Below are 18,431 nucleotides of genomic sequence, written 5' to 3'. Positions count from 1 at the left end.
CTCACACACCGTGGACACCGTGTGCACACAATTTGTATTGTGCCGCCTTCTGTGAACTCCGAACCCCGAAGCGGTCAGGAAATGCCGCGGAAGCAGTCGCGGATGTCGTCCGCGAGCAGCTTCGGCTCCTCCATCGCGGGGAAGTGGCCGCCTTCTGTGAACTCGCTCCAGTGGCCGATCGACTTCCCGGGGTCCAGTGCGCGACGCACGAGCGGATGGGTGTCGAACACGGCCCATCCCGATGGCACCCCGGAGGCCATGACCATGCCGCGGTCGGAGTGCTCGGACTCGTAGTAGAACTGCGCGATCGAAGCGCCGCTGAGGGTGAACCAATACAAGCTGATGTTCGTGAGGAGCTGGTCGCGGTCGACGTTCGGCGCTCGGTAGCCGCCACTCGTCCTTCTCTTGAACTTCTCGGCGATCCACGCGAGCTGACCGACCGGCGAGTCGGTGAGTGCCGGGCCGATCGTGTCGGGCCGGTGATTGTGCATCCCGATGTATCCGCGCTCTGCCGCGCTCTCGGTGTGCAGCGCCTCGATCTGGGCGATCTCGTCGCCCGACAGGCCGGTGGGGTAGGGGAACTTGTCACCGACCAACCCGAGCCATACGCGGTCTGCGCCGAAGTGCGTGCCGATGATGCGCTCCGGGTAGACCGCCGCGAGGTGCCCGGTGGTGCCCGCGCCGACGTCGGTGCCGTGGGCCGCGAACCGCTCATAGCCGAGACGCGTCATGATCTCGGCATAGGCGTCCGCCGTCCGCGCCAGCTGCCAGCCGGTCCCTGACAGCGGGGTGGAGAACCCGAAGCCGGGCAGCGATGGGATGACCACGTGAAACGCATCGGTCAGGAGCGGGATGAGTCGCTGGTATTCGACGAACGAGCTCGGCCAGCCGTTGTTCAGGATGAGCGGGGTGGCCTCGGGGTTCGCCGATCGCGCATGGACGACGTGGAACCTCTGGCCGGCGACGACCGTCGTGAACTGTTCGTACTCGTTGAGCTTCGCTTCCTGCGCGCGCCAGTCGAACCCGTCGCGCCAGTACTCGGCGAGCTCCGTCAGATACCCCAGCGGGATGCCGCGGCTGAAGTCGGTGGGATCGTCTCGGCCCGGGACGGGGATCGGCCAGCGCGTGTGCGCCAGCCGGCTGCGCAGGTCGTCGAGGTCGGCCTGCGGGATGTCGATGCGGAACGGTGTCAGTGCGGTGTTCTCAGTCATGACATCCACGGTGCCAAGGAATGCGGAAGGTTAGCTTCCGCGATTGCTGGGATGATCGAGAACATGTTGGAGACCTCGGCCCGCCTGCTCGAGCTGCTCTCGTTGCTGCAGCTCAAGCGCGACTGGACGAGCTCCGAGCTCGCCGGCCGGCTCCATGTCAGCACGCGCACAGTGCGCGCCGACATCGGCAAGCTGCGGTCACTCGGCTATCCCGTGGACGCGCGGCCCGGCGTCGCGGGCGGGTACCGGCTGGCCGCCGGGACGTCGATGCCCCCGCTGCTGCTCGACGACGACGAGGCCGTCGCTGTTGCGGTTGGGCTGGGCGCGGTCGCGACCTGGAGGCTCGGCGTCGAAGAGACATCCCTCACCGCGCTCGCGAAGTTGGAGCAGGTGCTGCCGACGCGTCTACGTCGGCGCGTCGACGCGGTACGTGAGGCGACGAGTGTCGTTGCGGGCGCTGGACCGCCGCTCGATCTCTCGGCGCTCGCCGCGGTCGCTTCCGCGATCCGCGGCCACGAACGGCTCCGGTTCGGGTACACGAAGCCGGGGGGCAAGGAAGCGGGGCGCCACACCGAACCGCAACGGCTGGTGTGCTGGGGGCCGCTCTGGTACCTGTTGGCGTGGGATCTCGACCGTGGGGACTGGCGGGTCTTCCGTGTCGATCGCATGGTTCCGCACGCGCCGACGGGTGCGCGGTTCCGGCCACGCGTGATTCCGGACGACGATGTCGTCGAGTACGTCGTCAGGCGCGTCATCACGGCGGCCTGGACGTACCGCGCTCGCATACTCGTGCACGCTCCCGCAGCCGCGGTCGCCGCGAAGCTCCACATCCCGGTCGACATCGAGGTGGTCGACGAGTCGACCTGCCGTGTCGAGTTGGGTTCCGACGACCCGCACCGGCTCGCGCTGTGGATGGCACAGCTCGACGCCGACATCGAAGTGATCGAGGGCGACGAGCTCGCGGTGGCGTTCGACCGCCTTGCGACGAGGTTTCGTCGCGCTGCGGGCGGCGAAATGGTCAGCGCGGCAGGAGAACGCGCACCTGGCCTCTGATGTCGTCGAGGATCTCGTCGACGGAGCGGTCGATGTAGATCGTGGCCGCCATGCTGAGGAACATGACGGCGGAGACGATGTGCGCGAGTGCGGCCGCGTCATCGGCGCTGGTGCGCTGGTCGCGTTTCAACACCTCCGCGATCGCCTCTTCGGTCTGCACGGTGAGGGCGAGAGCGTCGCGGTGGTAGGGCTCTTCGGGGTCGCCGAAGACGATCTCCCGGAGGTAGGTGCGCCCGTTGTCGACCTGGGTACGGTTGCATTCCACGACCGGACGCAGGATTGCCATCACCGCTTCGAGCGGGTCGGAGCTCCCCTCGGCGGCTGCCCGGCCTTTCACGAGGGCGTCGTTGTAGCTGGAGTTCTGCACGAGCAGGAGCAGCTCGCCCTTGGTCTTGGCGTAGAGGAACAGGGTGCCCGTGCCGATGTCGGCCTTGTCGGCGATCTGCTGGGTCGTGACCTCGTCGACGCCGTGCTTCGCGAAGAGCTCGCCGGCGGCGGCGGTGATGCGCTCCAGCTTGTCTTGCTTGTTCCGCTCGCGCCGTCCGATCGGCTGTGGGGCGAGGGTCATGGCGCGTCTCCTCTGGGAATAGACTCTGACTTTGCTCAGTTCTGATTATAGTCAAAACTGTGTGGACTCGGATGTGCCTCGGTTCATTCTCCCACGATGATCCGTACCGCGATGCGGATCCCACCCCCAAGAGAAAGCACGTGAACATGCCCTCACTCAACGGAGCCGTCGTCCTCGTCACGGGATCGAACGGTGGCATCGGAACCCACTTCGTGTACGAAGCGCTCGCCCGCGGCGCACGCAAGGTCTACGCCACCGCTCGCACCCCCCGCACCTGGGACGACGAGCGCATCGTGCCGCTCACCCTCGACGTCACCGACCCCGCATCCATCCAGGCAGCAGTCTCGGCCGCGGGTGATGTGACCGTGCTGATCAACAACGCGGGCGCGACCACGCAGAGCCCGGGAATCCTCACCCACACCGACGAGGAGATCCGGAACAACGTCGAGACGAACTTCCTCGGCCCACTGTTCCTCGCCCGCGCGTTCGCACCGATCCTGTCAGCACGGAATGAGTCTGTGATCATCGATATCCACTCCGCGCTGAGCTGGTACGCCGTCGCCGGCATCTACAGCGCCACCAAGGCGGCCCTGTGGTCGGCCACCAACTCGCTGCGCCTGGAACTCGCCCCTGAGGGAGTCCATGTTGTGGGCGTGCACGTCGGGTGGGTCGACACGGCGATGGCTGCGCACACGAGCGATCCCAAGATGGATCCGGCTGATCTCGTGCGCGCCGTAGTGGATGCCGTCGAAGCCGGCGAGTACGAGGTGCTCGCCGACGGGACGTCCGTGCAGCTGAAGGCCGCGCTGAGCGGCCCGGTCGAAGCGCTCTACCCGGGACTGCAGCGCACGAACGCCTGACGCCGCACGTCGGGTGCCGGTCAGCGGGCGAGGAACTCGGCCGCGACAGGGGCGAACTTGTCGTGGAACTGGAAGATGCCGCCGTGGCCGGAGTCGGGGTAGATGATCAGTTCGGATCCCGTGATGCGGCGGTGCAGGTCTTCGGAGAGCACCGAGGGCACCATCCGGTCGTTGTCTCCGTTCGCGATGAGGGTGGGCTGGGTGAGCTTCGACAGGTCGGCGGGCGCTGAGCGGCCCCACTTCTTGATCGCTTTCAGCTGCGTCTGGAGAACCTTTACGGTGGCCGGGGCGTCCCGGTCGACGGTGCGCTCCTGGAGACGCTTGACGAACGCCTTGCCGGCGCGCTTGCCGGAGGTGTCGCGGTTGAAGAACAGGAACTCCTTCGGGTCCGACCGGGTCAGGGTCGCGCGCAGGATGTCGTAATAGGTCGTGCCGGCGACCTTATCGATGTCCTTCCCGCCGGCGGGCCCGGTGCCGGTGAGCACGAGCTTGCGCACGAGTTCGGGGTGCTTGACCACGAGGGCTTGGGCGACCATGCCGCCGAGGGAGAACGAGAAGACGTCGATCTTGTCGAACCCGAGCGCGCGGATGAAGGTGTAGGCGTCGTCGGCCATCGCCTCGATGCTGTCGGGCACTTTGCCGGTGGAGGCGCCGACACCCCGCTGGTCGAAGGTGATGACGTGGTGGTTCTTCGCGATCGGGTCGACGATGCGGGGGTCCCAGTTGTCGAGCGTCGCGGCGAGGTGCACGAAGAAGACGACCGGGATGCCGCCCTTCGGTCCCAGCTCGCGGTAGGCGAAGGTCACGCCGTTCGCGCTGATCGTGCGGGCGGGCGCTTCCGCATACGAGGTGATCACGGGTTCTCGTGAGGTGTTGGTATTGCTCATCATGTTTCTTCCTTCTGAATGGGGGGGGGTGAGGTGAATTGTCGGAGGCGCATCAGCCGGTGACGGTGACGACGCCTTTCCCGCGAATGCTGCCCGTGGCGATGGACTGCATGGCTTGCGGGGTCTGGGTGAAGTCGAAGACCTTGCCCACGACCGGGCGCAACACGCCTTGGTCGACGAGTGCCGTGATCTGCCTGAGCTGGTCACCGCTGGCGCGCATGAACAGGAACTCGTAGTTCACACCGAGCTTCTTCGCCTGCTTGCGAATCTTGCTGCTGAGCCCGGCGGTCGCCAGGCGCATCAGGGGGTTGAGGCCGATCTCGCGGGCGAAGCTCGGGTCCGGTGGGCCGGAGATGCCGATGGCCTTGCCGCCGCGCTTGAGGACGCGCAGGGACTTCTCGAGGTTCTCCCCGCCGAGGCTGTCCAGCACCAGGTCGTAACCGTCAAGGAGCTGTTCGAAGTCCTGGGTGCGGTAGTCGATGACGGTGTCAGCTCCGAGTTCGCGGACGAAGTCGGCGCTGGAGCCGCTGGCGGTGGTGGCGACGGTCGCGCCGAGGTACTTGGCAAGCTGGATCGCGATCGTTCCGACCCCGCCGGCGCCGGCGTGGATGAGGACCTTCTGCCCCGGCTGCACGTTCCCGCGCTCCACGAGCGCCTGCCACGCGGTCAACGCCACCAGCGGTAGCGAGCCCGCCTCCTCCATGCTGATCGACGCAGGCTTGAGTGCCAGGTCGGCCTCAGCGACGGCGATGCGCTCGGCGAACGTACCGATGCGGTCCTTGTCGGGCCGGGCGTATACCTCGTCGCCGGGCTTGAACTGGCGCACCTTCGCGCCGACGCGGATGACGGTGCCGGCGAGATCGTTGCCGAGGATCAGGGGCAGCCTGTACGGCAGGATCTGCTTGAACCGACCGGTGCGGATCCCCTCGTCCAGCGGGTTCAGCCCGGCCGCGTCCACCCGCACCAGGACATCGTGCTCGCCGACGACGGGCTCGGGGACATCAGCCTCCTGGACTGGCTCCGTGTACTTGGTGACGACGAACGCTCGCATGCGATGGTGCTCCTTCTTGACGACTTCTTTGCTCGGATACCCGAGTATGCTCAATTATGAGTCAACTCAGTAACCTTGTCAAGGGAGGTCGTCATGGTCGACGCACAGCCTGACGCCGAAGCCGTCTTTGGGTGGATTGCAGCGGGAACGACGGCCGGTGTGATGATGAGGGGTGCACTCTGTCTCGACTCCCCCGCTCGTTCGTCGGGCTGTCATGAGCGGTCACGACTCAGCGACGGTGGGTCGCCTCGTCGAGGCATACCTGCGCCAGACGGAGCATGAGAAGGCTGCGCACCTGCAGCGCGCGCCCTTCCGCGACGACGACGAGCTCCCCGCGAGCTACCAGGCCGAGGCCGCACGTCCGGCGGCGGCGTACGCGGGAGCGTCGGTCTCCCTCGCAGAGCTGGGCTCTGCCGCTGTGGGCGTCGCGGTGCTCACGAGAACCGAGAATGCGATGGAGATCAAGCGACTCTGGGCTGATCCAGGTGCGCGTGGGCGCGGGGTCGGATCCGCGCTTCTCGATGCCGTGCTGCAGGAACAGCAGGAACAGCAGGAACCGCTGCGCCTCTCGGTCTGGGACTGGCGAGACTCCGCGCTGCGGCTCTATCTTGGGCGGGGCTTCGTCCGAGTACCGTCGTGGGACGAGCGACCCCGCCTCGTCTGCATGGAGCGAGCCGCGACTTCGGCCTAGCGGGGGCGCATCGCTTCGCCGGTTGCGACAGTAGGCTCCCCTCATGGTCGAGTCGAGCAGTGAGCCCGCGTGGGCCTGGCCGGATCTCCATGACGCCCAACGAACGGTACTTCTCGAGCTGCTCATCAACGGGTCGACGTCGCGCGCCGAGCTTGCTCGCCGCACGGGGCTGTCCCGGACGAGTCTCACCCGCCTCGCACGGGATCTCGTCGAGCTCGAATTCGTCACCGAGGGCGAGACCAACGCCCCGAATGGGCGGGGACGCCCGTCGGAGATCTTGAATCTCGAGCCGAGTTCGGCCCAGTTCGCGGGGGTGAAACTCACCGGCGAGGCCTTGTACGCGGTGGTGACCGACCTGCAGGCGAACGTCATCGAGATCGAGGAGCGGGCACTCGTCTCTCGATACGCGCCCGACGTGGTCACCCAGATCGCAGAGGTCGTCAGGGGGTTCAGGGCCGCCAACCCGCGGTTGACATCTGTGGGAGTGTGCCTCGCCGGTGATGTCGAGCAGGTGCGCGGCCGATCGGTCATCGTGGGGTCGCACTTCCTCGGGTGGGACAACGTGCCCCTCGAGTCGCTCGTCGAGGCGGAAACCGGCCTGCCTATCGCGATGGGCAATGACGTGCAGGCGCTCACCGCCGCACATCACTGGTTTGGAGCAGGGGTCGGGCGCAGCTCCCTCGTACTGATCGGCCTGGGCGCCGGCATCGGTGCGGGCATCGTCGTCAATGACGAGCTCGTACGCGGCGCGAACGGGCATCCCGGCAAGGTCGGTCACATCCCCGTGCGGCACGACGGTCCGACGTGCGATCGGGGTCACGTCGGATGTGCGTCGGCATACGTCACGATCCCCGCCATCCTGCATAACGCGGCCGACACCAGCTTCGCGCGGGTCCTCGAGCGTGCTGCCGCAGGTGACCGCGAGGCGCAGAGTGCGCTCGACGATGCCGGATACGCACTCGGTGTCGTCATCGCCCAACTGGCAAACGTCATCGATCCTGAAAAGGTGATCGTAACGGGAGAGGGACTCGCGGTCGCGCGTGCAGGCGGGTCCGCGATGCACATCGCGCTCGCCGAAAGGCTGGACCCCGCCTCCGAGCGCCCGGAGATCGAAGTCCACGACTTCTCCTTCGCCGACTACGCCTGGGCGGCAGCGGTCAGCGCGATCCGACGGGTCGTCTAACGGTTCCAACGCCGGTTTCCGCGTTCATGCGGCGAATTTGTTGTGCCTCTTGACATATTGTTTCATGAGAGTACAAAATGGGCGGGCACGCGCGAGAGCGCACGACGGACAGGGCAGTCCCCCATCAGCTCCGACCTTCGAAACGCTCGCCACCCGCAGCAATTCGCGCATCATCGCCACTACAAGGGAGTAGCACGCACCCATGAAGCACACATTCCGCGCAGTATCCGTCGCCGCCGTCACGGCCGGCGCGCTTCTCCTCACCGGCTGCTCCGGTGGCGGCGGAGACACCGCCTCCGGCCCCATCACCCTCGACTACTGGACCTGGGCCCCGAACGTTCAGGAGATGGCAGATGTCTGGAACGCCGAGCACCCCGACATCCAGGTCAAGGTCACCGAGGCGGCCGGAGCCGACGACATGATCGCCAAGCTCCTCGCCGCCGAGCGCGCCGGCGAGGGCCCGGACATGGCGCAGGCCGAGTTCCAGAAGCTCCCGAACCTCGTCGTGAGTGATGTGGCGGCAGACATCAGCCAGTACGCCGACACCTTCAGCTCCGACTTCTCCGACGGCACCATGAGCCTCGTCACAGTGGGCGAGGGCGTGTACGGGGTACCGCAGGACATCGGGCCAATGATCTTCGTCTACCGCGCCGACCTGTTCGAGCAGTACGGTCTTACGCCCCCCACGACGTGGGACGAGTACGCGGCCCTTGCCAAGCAGGTGAAGGAGGTCGCACCGAACTCCTTCCTGGGTGGCTACCCCGATGACGCATCGACCTTCGCCGCGTACGCGCAGGCCCTCGGTTCCGAGTGGTGGGCGACGGATGGCGAATCCTGGTCCGTCGATATCGACGGCGCTGCATCCGAGCGCGTCGCGACCTTCTGGCAGGACCTCGTCGAGAGCGGCTACGCCGACACGACACATTTCTTCACTCCCGAGTGGAACACGATGATGAACGACGGCACCCTGCTCAGCTGGACCGCCGGTGTCTGGGCCCCCGGCGTGATGGAGTCGGTCGCTCCCGACACCGCGGGCCTCTGGGCAGCGGCACCGATGCCGTCGTGGGACGGTGAGACCCAGGTCGGACTCATGGGCGGATCCTCGGTGCTCGTGACCAAGTCCTCCGAGCACCCCGAGGAGGCGGTGCAGTTCCTGCAGTGGCTCAACGGCTCGGAAGAAGGCTCCACCGAGCTCATCGACAAGGGCGGACTCTTCCCCGCTTCGACCGCTGGCCAGGACGCCCTCGCCGACCAGCCGGTGCCGGCGCTCGTCAGCGGACAGGCCGACTTCTGGACGTTCGCCGCGGAGGTGGCGGCCGACACCGCCCCCGTCACCTGGGGCCCCAACGTGCAGGTCGCCTTCGACGCCTACAGCGACGGGATCAAGTCTGCGACGGCCTCGAAGGGCTCGTACGTGGACGTGCTCGGCAAGGCACAGGACGCGGTCGTCGCCGACCTGGAAAAGTCCGGATTCACCGTCAAGTAGCGCCGGCAACCGATGGCGGCGCGGCGTGCAGCCCGCCCGCGCCGCCACCGGCCGTGCTCAACGAAAGCAGAACCATGACCACCCAGCACATCACCGCACCAGTGCGCCGCCGCCTGAGCGGCTCCCGACCTCGTCTTGCGCCGTGGGTGTTCCTCAGCCCTGCGGTCGTGCTCTTCACCGTCTTCCTCCTGATCCCCATCGGCTACGCGATCTACCTGAGCTTCGTGCAACTGAAGGTCGACGGCGGAGCCTTCGGCATCCGGCGCCCGGTGTTCGTCGGATTCGAGAGCTACATCGACGCGCTGACCGACCCTGAACTCCTCGCCTCGCTCGGCCGACTCGCCATCTTCGGATTCATCTCCGTGCCACTGACGCTCGGTCTCGCCCTGCTCTTCGCCCTGCTGCTCGACCTGCCGCGAGTGCGATTCACGCGATTCACGAGGACTGCGATCTTCATTCCCTATGCCGTTCCCGGGGTGATCGCCACGCTGCTCTGGGGGTTCATGTACCTGCCCAGCACGAGTCCCTTCAACTACGTGCTGCAAGCGGTCGGACTGCCGGCCATCGACTTCTTGAACTCCTCGGCGATCTACGGATCGCTGTCGAACATCGCGATCTGGGCGGGAGTCGGCTTCAACATGATCGTGTTGTACACGGCGCTGCGTTCCATCCCGAGCGAGATCTACGAAGCAGCGAAGATCGACGGCGCGACCGAGTGGCAGATCGCTTGGCGGATCAAGATCCCGCTGCTCTCGCCGGCCCTGATCCTGACGCTGCTGTTCTCGCTCATCGCGACGCTGCAGGCGTACTCCGAACCCGCGACCCTGAAGTCCCTGTCCAGCGCGATCTCGCATTCCTTCTTCCCGCTGATGAAGGTCTACCGCGACGCGTTCGCCCTCGACAATGCCTCAGGCGCGGCAGCCATGTCGGTGGTGCTGGCCCTCGGCACCCTCGTCATCTCGATCGGGCTTCTCCGACTGCTCCAGCAGCGCACATTCGACGAGAGCAAGTGATCATGACCACAACACTCCAACCCACTCGCGACCGCCGCGATGTCCGTGTCGTCCCCACTTCGTCGCAACCCTCCCGCCGCCGTCGAGACGCCCGGGTCATCCCGACCGTGCTGCTGCTCATCGGCGCCCTGTACACCCTGATTCCCCTGGTGTGGGTGATCACCGCGAGTTCGAAGACGCCCGGTGAGTTGTTCACCACGTTCTCGTTCATTCCGGGCACCGGGTTCCTCGACAACCTCGCGGACCTGTCGACCTACGGGGGTGGCCAGTTCTGGCAGTGGGCGGGCAACAGCCTCATCTTCGCCGGCGGCGGGGCCCTGCTGTCCACACTGGTCTCCGCGTCGGCCGGGTACGCCCTCGCGCGCTATCGGTTCCGCGGCCGGCAACTCGTGTTCGCCGTGCTGCTGGCGGGCGTGCTGCTACCGCAGATCACCCTGGCGATCCCCCAGTACCTGTTGATGTCGGAAGTCGGTCTGGCGAACACGTACTGGTCGGTGCTGCTGCCGAGTGTCATCAACCCGTTCGGCATCTACCTCGCGTGCATCTACGCGCAGGGCTCGGTTGCCGAGGAACTCGTCGAGGCGGCTCGGATCGACGGCGCGAGCGAGTTCCGCACGTTCCGTTCGGTCGCTCTACCCATCATGGTGCCCGGCTTGGTGACGGTGTTCATGCTGCAGTTCATCGGCATCTGGAACAACTTCCTGCTGCCGTTCATCATGCTGAGCGACGAGTCGAAGTTCCCACTGACGACCGGGCTCTACCTGCTCCTCAACCGCGGAACCGGGTCGCCGGCGCTGTACAGCCTCGCCATCATGGGCGCCCTGGTGTCGGTCATCCCGCTCATCGCGATCATGCTGTTCCTGCAGCGCTATTGGAAGCTCGACCTCATCAGCGGCAGCCTGAAGGGATGACCGTGGCGACCGATCTCTCTGCACTGACTCTCGGCACGTCCGCATTCGCTTCCGCCGTCGCACGGGGGGACGACCCGGCTGCCGCGCTCGCGGCGGTGTTCGATGGCGCCACCGCACCCGTTCTGCGTGTCATCGACACGTCGAACGAGTACAGCGGCGGTCTGAGTGAGCGCCTCATCGGCGACGCCATCCGTCACCGCGGTGGGGTTCCCGAGGGGGTGACCATCGCCACCAAACTCGACCGCGACCCGGTCACTGGCGTCTTCTCCGGCGATCGTATGCGCCGCTCGCTCGACGAATCGCGCGAGCGGCTGGGAATCGACGTCATCCCCCTGCTCTACCTGCACGACCCGGAGTCGATGACCTACGCCGAAGCGTTCTCCGCAGGCGGCGCCGTCGAGGCGCTCGTGCGCATGAAGGCCGAGGGGAGCGCCGCGCGCATCGGAATCTCCGGCGGCCCCGCCCGCATGCTCGAGAAGTACGTCGAATCGGGCCTCTTCGATGCCGTCATCACGCACAACCGGTTCACACTCGTCGACCGCTCCGCCGACCGCCTGCTCGACCTCGCGTCCGGGGCCGGCGTCACGGTGTTCAACGCCGCGCCCTACGGGTCGGCGCCGCTGGCCAAGTGGCCGGCCCCGGCGACGTCGTATGCGTACCGACCCGCTCCGCCGGCGATGATCGACGCGATCGACGCAATGGGTCGAGCCGCGGCCGAGGCTGGAGCGCCCCTCGCCGCCGCGGCCCTGCAGTTCAGCATGCGCGACCCGCGTGTCTCGTCCACGGTCGTCGGCATCAATTCGCCCGCCCAACTCGAGCGCACCATGGCCCTCGCCGCTCACCCCATTCCCGACGGGCTCTGGGCCCGCCTGGAGAGCCTCCGGCCGAGCCCGGAGGTCTGGCAGGATCCGCCCGGACCTTCCGATTGGGATGAATTTCCGACCGCACTACGAGAGACCTTCACGAAATGACCACGCAGTTCACCTCCCACTCCGCCGACCTGCCGGAGCCGAAGCAGTTCCCCTGGATCGCCGACGGATTCGCGCTGGGGGGCGACTACAGCCCCGAGCAGTGGCCCGAAGACGTGTGGTTGGAGGACGTCGCCCTCATGCGCCGCGCGGGCGTCAACTCCGTCAATCTCGGCGTCTTCTCCTGGGGGCTGCTCGAGACCGCCGACGGCGAGTTCCAGTGGGGATGGCTCGATCGGGTCATGGACCTTCTGCACGAGAACGGCGTGGGTGTGAACCTCGCCACGCCCACCGCTGCCCCTCCGATGTGGTTGATGCGGGCGCATCCCGAGATCGCGACGGTCGATGAGTTCGGCGTACGCACATCGCAGGGCGGCCGGCTCGCGTGGAGCCCGAGCTCCGCCACGTTCAGGCGCTACGCCCTGCGGATGGTGCGCGCGCTCGCCGAGCGATACGGAACGCACCCGGCGCTCAGGCTCTGGCACGTCAGCAATGAGATCGGCAATGAGAACGCGCGGTGCTACAGCGACGAGACCGCGGTCGCGTGGCAGGCCTGGCTCGTCGAGAAGTACTCCGATACCGAGGCGCTCAACGCCGCGTGGGGCACCGCATTCTGGGGGCACCACTACACCTCGTTCGACCAGGTGCTCCCGCCTCGACATGCCCGCACCCACCACAACCCGGGGCTCCTGCTCGACTTCGAGCGGTTCACCTCCGATGCCCTGCTCGGCCACTACCGCGCCGAGCGGGACCTGCTTCGCGAGCTCACTCCGCACACTCCGATCACGACCAACTTCATGGTCATGAACAACCCGGGCGTCGATGACTACGCGCGCTGGGCGAAGGAGGTCGATGTCGTCGCGAACGACCACTACACGATCTCGACCAACCCCCACCGCCACACCGAACTCGCTTTCAGTGGCGACCGGGTCCGCGGGATGAGCGGCGGGCGACCCTGGCTGCTGATCGAGCACTCGACCAGCGCGGTGAACTGGCAGCAGGTCAATCGCGCGAAGTCGGCGGGAGAACTGACTCGGCACAGCCTGGCCCACATCGCTCGGGGCGCCGACGGCGCGCTGTTCTTCCAGTGGCGCATGTCGACCGCTGGAGCGGAGCAGTTCCACTCCGGCATCCTGACCCACTCGGGCGCCGATTCGAAGGTCTTTCGCGAAGTGGAGCGTCTGGGCGCCTCACTGCGAGCGCTCGCACCGGCCGTCGGGACGACCGTCGAGCGCGGTCGCGTCGCCATCCTCTTTGACCAGGATGCCGCGTACGCATGGCGCTCGACTCGCAAGGGCTCGCAGACGATCGACTACATCGACCTGCCCGTCGCGATCCATCGTGCGCTGACAGCTCGCGGGATCGCCGTCGAGGTGATCCACCCACACGACCGTTTCGATCACTTCGACCTGCTCGTCGTGCCGACCCTCTTCCTCGCCGACGCCAGGACGGCGTCGGCGGTGACGGAGTTCGTCGACGCCGGTGGTCATGCCCTGATCAGCTATCTCTCCGGAATCGTCGACGAGCACGGTCGCGTGATCGCGGGCGGCTATTCCGGGGCATTCCGCGAAGTGCTGGGCATCTTCGTCGACGAGTTCTTCCCGCTGGTGCCCGATGAGTCGGTCACGCTGGACAACGGGTGGTCGGCCGGCGCCTGGACGGAACTGCTCGAGGTGCGAGGCGCCGAGGTTCTTGCTGCATACACCACGGGCGAACTGAGCGGGGTGCCCGCGCTGACGCGCAATCGCCAGGGTTCGGGCACGGCGACGTATCTGGCCACCCGACCGAACGACGAAGGCCTGCTCGCCCTCGTCGACGAGCTGGTCGAACTCGCCGGGCTCCACCCGATCGCCGAGGCCGAAACCGGCCTCGAGGTCGTGCGTCGGGTCGGAGTCTCCGGTTCGTACCTCTTCGCCATCAACCACAGCGACGTGCCGCGGTCGGTGCAGGCCCGCGGCAAAGACCTGCTGACCGGCATCGCCCATGACGCGCCGATCACCGTGCCCGCCGGCGAGGTCATGGTCGTGGAGGAGACCCGGTAGGGCAGGCCCGGTCGCGGGGGCGTATCGCGGGCGTATCGGAATCCGGATACGCCGTGACAACAGCCGGCTGCCTTGACTGGAGGCATGGCCTACCGCATACACGCCCGAACCGGCATCTCGGTGTACGGATGCGGGCCCGATGAGGCCGCCGCGTTCCGTGAGGTGGCGCCTCGTTTCGGGGTCATCCCGACGATCATCGATGCCGCGGTGGCCGAAGACAATGTCGGGCTGGCGTTCGGGAATCGCTGCATCAGCGTCGGCCACAAGACGCCCGTGGCCAACTCCACGCTCCGCTTGCTGAGCGACGCCGGGGTCGCATACATCTCGACGAGAAGCGCCGGGCGCAACCACATCGACGTGGATTTCGCGCGGAGCGTCGGCATCGCCGTCGAGGGCGTCGAGTACTCACCCGACAGTGTCGCCGACTTCACCCTCATGTTGATGCTCATGGCCGTGCGGAACGCGCGATCGATCGTCACTCGCGCAGAAGCGCACGACTTCCGACTGAATGCCACTCGGGGCAGGGAGCTTCGCGACCTGACGGTCGGCGTCGTCGGCACCGGTCGCATCGGCGCGGCCGTCATGAACAGATTGCAGGGCTTCGGATGCCTCGTGCTCGCCCACGACCGCAGCCCCACGACGCCCGCGGGCTCCGTCACCCTCGACGAGTTGCTCGAGCGCAGCGACATCCTGACACTGCATACGCCCCTCACTGCGGAGACGAGACATCTGCTGAACCGTGAGCGATTCGAGCGGATGAAGCCCGGCGCGATCGTCGTCAACACGGGCCGAGGCTCGCTCATCGACACCGAGGCGCTCGTCGCAGCGTTGGAGAGCGGCAGGCTCGGCGGCGCCGCGCTCGACGTGGTCGAAGACGAGGAGGGCATCTTCTACGCCGACCGCCGGAACCGGCCGATCGAGAGCCCGCTCTTTCTGCGGCTGCAGGCGCTGCCCAACGTGCTCATCACGCCGCACACCGCCTATTACACGGAGCAGGCCCTGCACGACACGATCACGAACACCATTCGCAATTGCGTTGCATTCGGAGGACGGCAGCATGGATAAGTTGAAGATCGCGATCCTCTTCGGAGGCGCCTCGGAAGAACACCCCGTCTCGGTCAAGTCGGCGCAGGAGGTCGCCCGAAACCTCGACCCAGATGCGTACGAGCCGCTCTTCGTCGGCATCACGACGAGTGGCGAATGGCGGCTCTGCGAGAGCCCCGGACCCGACTGGGAGAACAGCGCCTTCCGTTCGACCTCGCTCTCGCCCGACCGAGGAGTGCACGGGTTGCTCGTGCAGTCGGAGGGGCGGCTCGAGACGATCCGCGTGGACGTGGTGCTGCCCGTCTTGCACGGCACGCTCGGCGAGGACGGCGCCATCCAGGGCTTGCTGGAACTCTCCGGAATCCCCTACGTGGGATGCGACATCCAGAGCTCGGCGCTGTGCATGGACAAGTCGCTCGCCTACCTCGTCGTTCGCAGCGCGGGAATCGCCGCGCCGAAGTTCTGGACGGTGACGGCCGACGGGCATGTCGACGCCGAACGCCTGACGTACCCCGTCTTCGTGAAGCCGGCCCGATCGGGGTCCTCCTTCGGGGTCAGTCGTGTGGACCGCCGGGAAGACCTGCCGGGCGCGGTCGACGACGCGCGGCAGTACGACTCGAAGGTGCTGGTCGAGGAGGCGGTGCTCGGCAGTGAGATCGGATGCGCCGTGCTCGAGACCGACACGGGGCTGATCGTCGGCGAGGTGGACCAGATCCGGCTGTCGCACGGGTTCTTCAGGATCCACCAGGAGAACGCGCCCGAGATCCGCTCCGAGAACTCGACCGTGGTCGTTCCCGCCGACATCCCCGCAGAGACGCGCCTGCTCGTGCAGCAGACGGCGAAGGCGATCTACCGGGCGCTGGGTTGCCGGGGGCTGTCGCGGGTCGACATGTTCCTGACGGATGACGGACAGGTCGTGCTCAACGAGGTCAACACATTCCCCGGCATGACCTCGTACAGCCGGTATCCGCGAATGATGGCGGCAGCGGGGATCCCCCTCGGCAGGGTCATCGACCGGCTGGTGGCGTTCGCACTGAACGGAGAACGCCGATGATCGACGAGTTCGTCTTCGTGGATGAGCTGGTGCCGGGGATCCGGTGGGATGCGAAGTACGCGACGTGGGACAACTTCACCGGCAAGCCGGTCGACGGATACGCCGCCAATCGCATCGTCGGCACTCGCGCGCTGTGCGGAGCACTGGAGTGCGCGCGCGAGAAGGCAGCAGCGCTGGGTTTCGGCGTGCTCCTGTGGGATGGATATCGACCCCAGCGAGCCGTCGACGGCTTTCTGCGCTGGTCACGGCAGGCGGAGGACGGCCGAACGAAGCGCCGGCACTATCCGAACATCGACCGGTCCGAGATGTTCGAGCTCGGCTACGTGGCCGCCCGGTCGGGCCACAGTCGGGGCAGCACCGTGGACCTGACGCTCTTCGACCTGGAGACCGGTGAACTCGTCGCCATGGGCGGCGACCACGATCTGATGGACTCGGTCTCACATCACGACGCCGATGGGATCCGGGGAGCCGAAGCGCGAAACCGCCGGCACCTGCGCTCGGTCATGGAGGACTCCGGATTCAGCCCCTACCCGACCGAGTGGTGGCACTACACGCTGCGGGACGAACCGTTTCCCGACACCTACTTCGATTTCCCGATCGGGTAGTGGTCACGCGACACGAGGCGGAGGCGGCGCGGCGGGCAACTGCACCGAGACGCGGAGCCCACCGGCGGCGAGCGGCGCGATCGAGAGAACTCCATCGTGCGCCTGGGTGATGCTCTTGACGATCGCCAGGCCGAGACCGACCCCTGCGTGGTGGGTGCGAACGCGCTCGGTGCCGCGCTGGAACGGCTCGGTGAGCGTCGAGACGAGCTGTGGGCTGAGCAGCTCGCCGGTGTTGGCGATCGTGAGCGTGACGAACTCGGCGCCCGCGGCGCTGTGGATGTGCACCGTGCCGTGCTCGGGCAGGTTGTGCACGATGGCGTTGTGCAGGAGGTTCGTCGTCAGCTGCAGCAGGAGCGCGGGCGAGCCGACGGTCGGGGTGATCTCCCCGGAGGTCTCGATGGTGACGCCGTGCTGCTCCGCGAGCGGCAGGAGCGATTCGGTCGCCTCCTCCGCGAGGAGCGACAGGTCGACGCGCTCTCGGCTGAACGACCGCTGGTCGGCCCGGCTGAGGAGGAGCAGCGCTTCGGTGAGGTCGATCGCCCGGGCGTTGATGGCGAGGAGGCGTTCGGCGAGTTCGCCCGTGACGCCCTTGGGGTCGTTGCGGGCGACCTCGAGCAGGGTCTGGGTGATCGCCAGCGGCGTGCGCAGCTCATGCGAGGCGTTCGCGGCGAACCGCTGCTGTTCGGCGACGTGCGCCTCGAGCCGCGCGAGCATGGCATCGAAGCTGTCGGCGAGCTCGCGGAATTCGTCGTTGCGGCCGTCGAGCTCGATGCGGTACGAGAGCGACCCGTTCGCGGCCCTCCGGGTGGCGTCCGTGATGCGGGCCAAGGGCACGAGCATGCGGCCGGCGAGGAACCACCCGCCTACGAGGCCGAACACCAGCAGGGCGACGAGTGCCGCGCCGGCCGCCGGAGCGAAGGCGCGGATCAGGTCGTCGCGCCCGGGAACGAATCCGTCGATGGTCAACGCCGCCTTGGCGGGCACGTAGCGGAGGAGGAACACCCACACCATGAGGAGGAGCAGGGCGCCCGCGAGCATGAGGAAGCCGGCATAGCTGAGCGTGAGTTTGAGACGCACGCTCATGCCCGGCGCCCTAGCCACGCTCGACTCCCCCGGCGCCGGGGCCGGCGTCTGGTCCGACGTCGATGCGATAGCCGACGCCGGCCACCGTGGCGATCAGCCAGGGTTCGCCGAGGCGTTTGCGCAGGGCCGAGACGGTGATGCGCACCGCGTTGGTGAACGGGTCGGCGTTCTCGTCCCAGGCCCGTTCGAGCAGCTCCTCGGCACTGATCACCCCGCCCTCGGCGGCGACGAGCACCTCGAGCACGGCGAACTGCTTTCTCGTGAGCGCGACGTAGCGGTCGTCGCGAAAGACCTCGCGGCGGAACGGATCCAGGCGCAGGCCGGCGATCTCCCGCACGGGCGGGCGGTTGTGCGCCCGTCTGCGGTCGAGCGCCCTCAGCCTCAGCACGAGTTCTCGCAGCTCGAACGGCTTGGTGAGGTAGTCGTCGGCGCCGAGCCCGAACCCCGTGGCCTTGTCATCGAGTCGGTCGGCGGCGGTGAGCATGAGGATCGGCATCCCGCTCCCGGAGGCGACGATGCGTTCGGCGATCTCGTCCCCGGACGGCCCAGGGATGTCGCGGTCGAGCACGGCGATGTCGTAGGAGTTGATGCTCAGCAGTTCGAGCGCAGTGTGCCCGTCGCCGGCGATGTCGGCCGCGATCGCTTCGAGGCGCAGCCCATCGCGGATGGCCTCTGCCATGTAGGGCTCATCCTCCACCACCAGCACGCGCATGATGCCCAT

The 18,431-nt window shown here is 67.2% G+C and carries 18 protein-coding genes; 12 read left to right on the top strand and 6 right to left on the bottom strand.

The genetic code is table 11. The features are described from left to right. Positions 1-74 precede the first annotated feature (74 nt). Complete coding sequence (locus AC6CH0_RS04745; protein WP_498098613.1) at positions 75-1,211, bottom strand: epoxide hydrolase family protein; 1,137 nt, start codon at positions 1,209-1,211, stop codon at positions 75-77. Between the two features lie 63 nt (positions 1,212-1,274). On the opposite strand from AC6CH0_RS04745, the gene AC6CH0_RS04740 reads away from it, so the two are divergent. After that, entirely contained in the window at positions 1,275-2,264 is a 990-nt protein-coding gene (locus AC6CH0_RS04740) for a helix-turn-helix transcriptional regulator (protein ID WP_498098612.1), read from the top strand. On the opposite strand, the gene AC6CH0_RS04735 is transcribed toward AC6CH0_RS04740, so the two are convergent. Beyond that, positions 2,230-2,832, bottom strand: a complete 603-nt coding sequence (locus AC6CH0_RS04735) for a TetR/AcrR family transcriptional regulator (protein WP_498098611.1) — start codon at positions 2,830-2,832, stop codon at positions 2,230-2,232. The genes AC6CH0_RS04740 and AC6CH0_RS04735 overlap by 35 nt on opposite strands. A gap of 146 nt (positions 2,833-2,978) precedes the next feature. Between AC6CH0_RS04735 and AC6CH0_RS04730 the strand changes: the two genes are divergently transcribed. After that, complete coding sequence (locus AC6CH0_RS04730) at positions 2,979-3,692, top strand: SDR family oxidoreductase (protein ID WP_498098610.1); 714 nt, start codon at positions 2,979-2,981, stop codon at positions 3,690-3,692. A gap of 20 nt (positions 3,693-3,712) precedes the next feature. On the opposite strand, the gene AC6CH0_RS04725 is transcribed toward AC6CH0_RS04730, so the two are convergent. Further along, positions 3,713-4,579, bottom strand: a complete 867-nt coding sequence (locus AC6CH0_RS04725) for an alpha/beta fold hydrolase (RefSeq protein WP_498101028.1) — start codon at positions 4,577-4,579, stop codon at positions 3,713-3,715. A 52-nt stretch (positions 4,580-4,631) separates the two neighbouring features. Next, complete coding sequence (locus AC6CH0_RS04720; RefSeq protein ID WP_498098609.1) at positions 4,632-5,630, bottom strand: NADP-dependent oxidoreductase; 999 nt, start codon at positions 5,628-5,630, stop codon at positions 4,632-4,634. 214 nt (positions 5,631-5,844) lie between these two features. Here AC6CH0_RS04720 and AC6CH0_RS04715 point away from each other — a divergent pair, with 214 nt between their 5' ends. The 10 genes from AC6CH0_RS04715 to vanX all read left to right on the top strand — a co-directional run bounded on the left by AC6CH0_RS04715 (position 5,845) and on the right by vanX (position 16,627). After that, entirely contained in the window at positions 5,845-6,321 is a 477-nt protein-coding gene (locus tag AC6CH0_RS04715) for a GNAT family N-acetyltransferase (RefSeq protein ID WP_498098608.1), read from the top strand. A gap of 43 nt (positions 6,322-6,364) precedes the next feature. Continuing rightward, on the top strand, positions 6,365-7,504 hold the full coding sequence (locus AC6CH0_RS04710) for an ROK family transcriptional regulator (RefSeq protein ID WP_498098607.1): 1,140 nt from the start codon (positions 6,365-6,367) through the stop codon (positions 7,502-7,504). Positions 7,505-7,706: 202 nt separating this feature from the next. Next, positions 7,707-8,990: an ABC transporter substrate-binding protein gene (locus AC6CH0_RS04705; protein ID WP_498098606.1), complete on the top strand. Its 1,284-nt coding sequence runs from the start codon at positions 7,707-7,709 to the stop codon at positions 8,988-8,990. Between the two features lie 74 nt (positions 8,991-9,064). Next, the gene (locus AC6CH0_RS04700; RefSeq protein WP_498098605.1) at positions 9,065-10,003 is read left to right on the top strand and encodes a carbohydrate ABC transporter permease; all 939 of its coding nucleotides are present in this window, start codon (positions 9,065-9,067) and stop codon (positions 10,001-10,003) included. A gap of 2 nt (positions 10,004-10,005) precedes the next feature. Continuing rightward, entirely contained in the window at positions 10,006-10,914 is a 909-nt protein-coding gene (locus tag AC6CH0_RS04695) for a carbohydrate ABC transporter permease (RefSeq protein ID WP_498098604.1), read from the top strand. After that, on the top strand, positions 10,911-11,885 hold the full coding sequence (locus tag AC6CH0_RS04690) for an aldo/keto reductase (RefSeq protein ID WP_498098603.1): 975 nt from the start codon (positions 10,911-10,913) through the stop codon (positions 11,883-11,885). Before AC6CH0_RS04695 ends, AC6CH0_RS04690 begins: the two co-directional genes overlap by 4 nt. Continuing rightward, positions 11,882-13,924 carry a beta-galactosidase gene (locus AC6CH0_RS04685; RefSeq protein WP_498098602.1) on the top strand — a complete coding sequence of 681 codons (2,043 nt, stop codon included), beginning with the start codon at positions 11,882-11,884 and terminating at the stop codon, positions 13,922-13,924. The genes AC6CH0_RS04690 and AC6CH0_RS04685 overlap by 4 nt, the downstream gene beginning before the upstream one ends. 84 nt (positions 13,925-14,008) lie before the next feature. After that, a complete protein-coding gene (locus AC6CH0_RS04680; RefSeq protein WP_498098601.1) occupies positions 14,009-14,989 on the top strand; it encodes a D-isomer specific 2-hydroxyacid dehydrogenase family protein in 981 nt (326 codons plus the stop codon). After that, positions 14,982-16,022: a D-alanine--(R)-lactate ligase gene (gene vanA / locus AC6CH0_RS04675; RefSeq protein WP_498098599.1), complete on the top strand. Its 1,041-nt coding sequence runs from the start codon at positions 14,982-14,984 to the stop codon at positions 16,020-16,022. The genes AC6CH0_RS04680 and vanA overlap by 8 nt, the downstream gene beginning before the upstream one ends. Then, positions 16,019-16,627 (top strand): D-Ala-D-Ala dipeptidase VanX, encoded by a 609-nt coding sequence (gene vanX, locus AC6CH0_RS04670; RefSeq protein ID WP_498098598.1) that lies wholly within the window; start codon positions 16,019-16,021, stop codon positions 16,625-16,627. The genes vanA and vanX overlap by 4 nt, the downstream gene beginning before the upstream one ends. A gap of 3 nt (positions 16,628-16,630) precedes the next feature. On the opposite strand, the gene AC6CH0_RS04665 is transcribed toward vanX, so the two are convergent. Then, on the bottom strand, positions 16,631-17,710 hold the full coding sequence (locus AC6CH0_RS04665) for a sensor histidine kinase (protein WP_498098597.1): 1,080 nt from the start codon (positions 17,708-17,710) through the stop codon (positions 16,631-16,633). Positions 17,711-17,720: 10 nt separating this feature from the next. Further along, a complete protein-coding gene (locus AC6CH0_RS04660) occupies positions 17,721-18,422 on the bottom strand; it encodes a response regulator transcription factor (RefSeq protein ID WP_498098596.1) in 702 nt (233 codons plus the stop codon). Between the last annotated feature and the right edge of the window lie 9 nt (positions 18,423-18,431).

This window comes from Agromyces sp. GQ35 (assembly GCF_059758475.1).
This window is presented reverse-complemented; position numbering and strand designations above follow the sequence as displayed.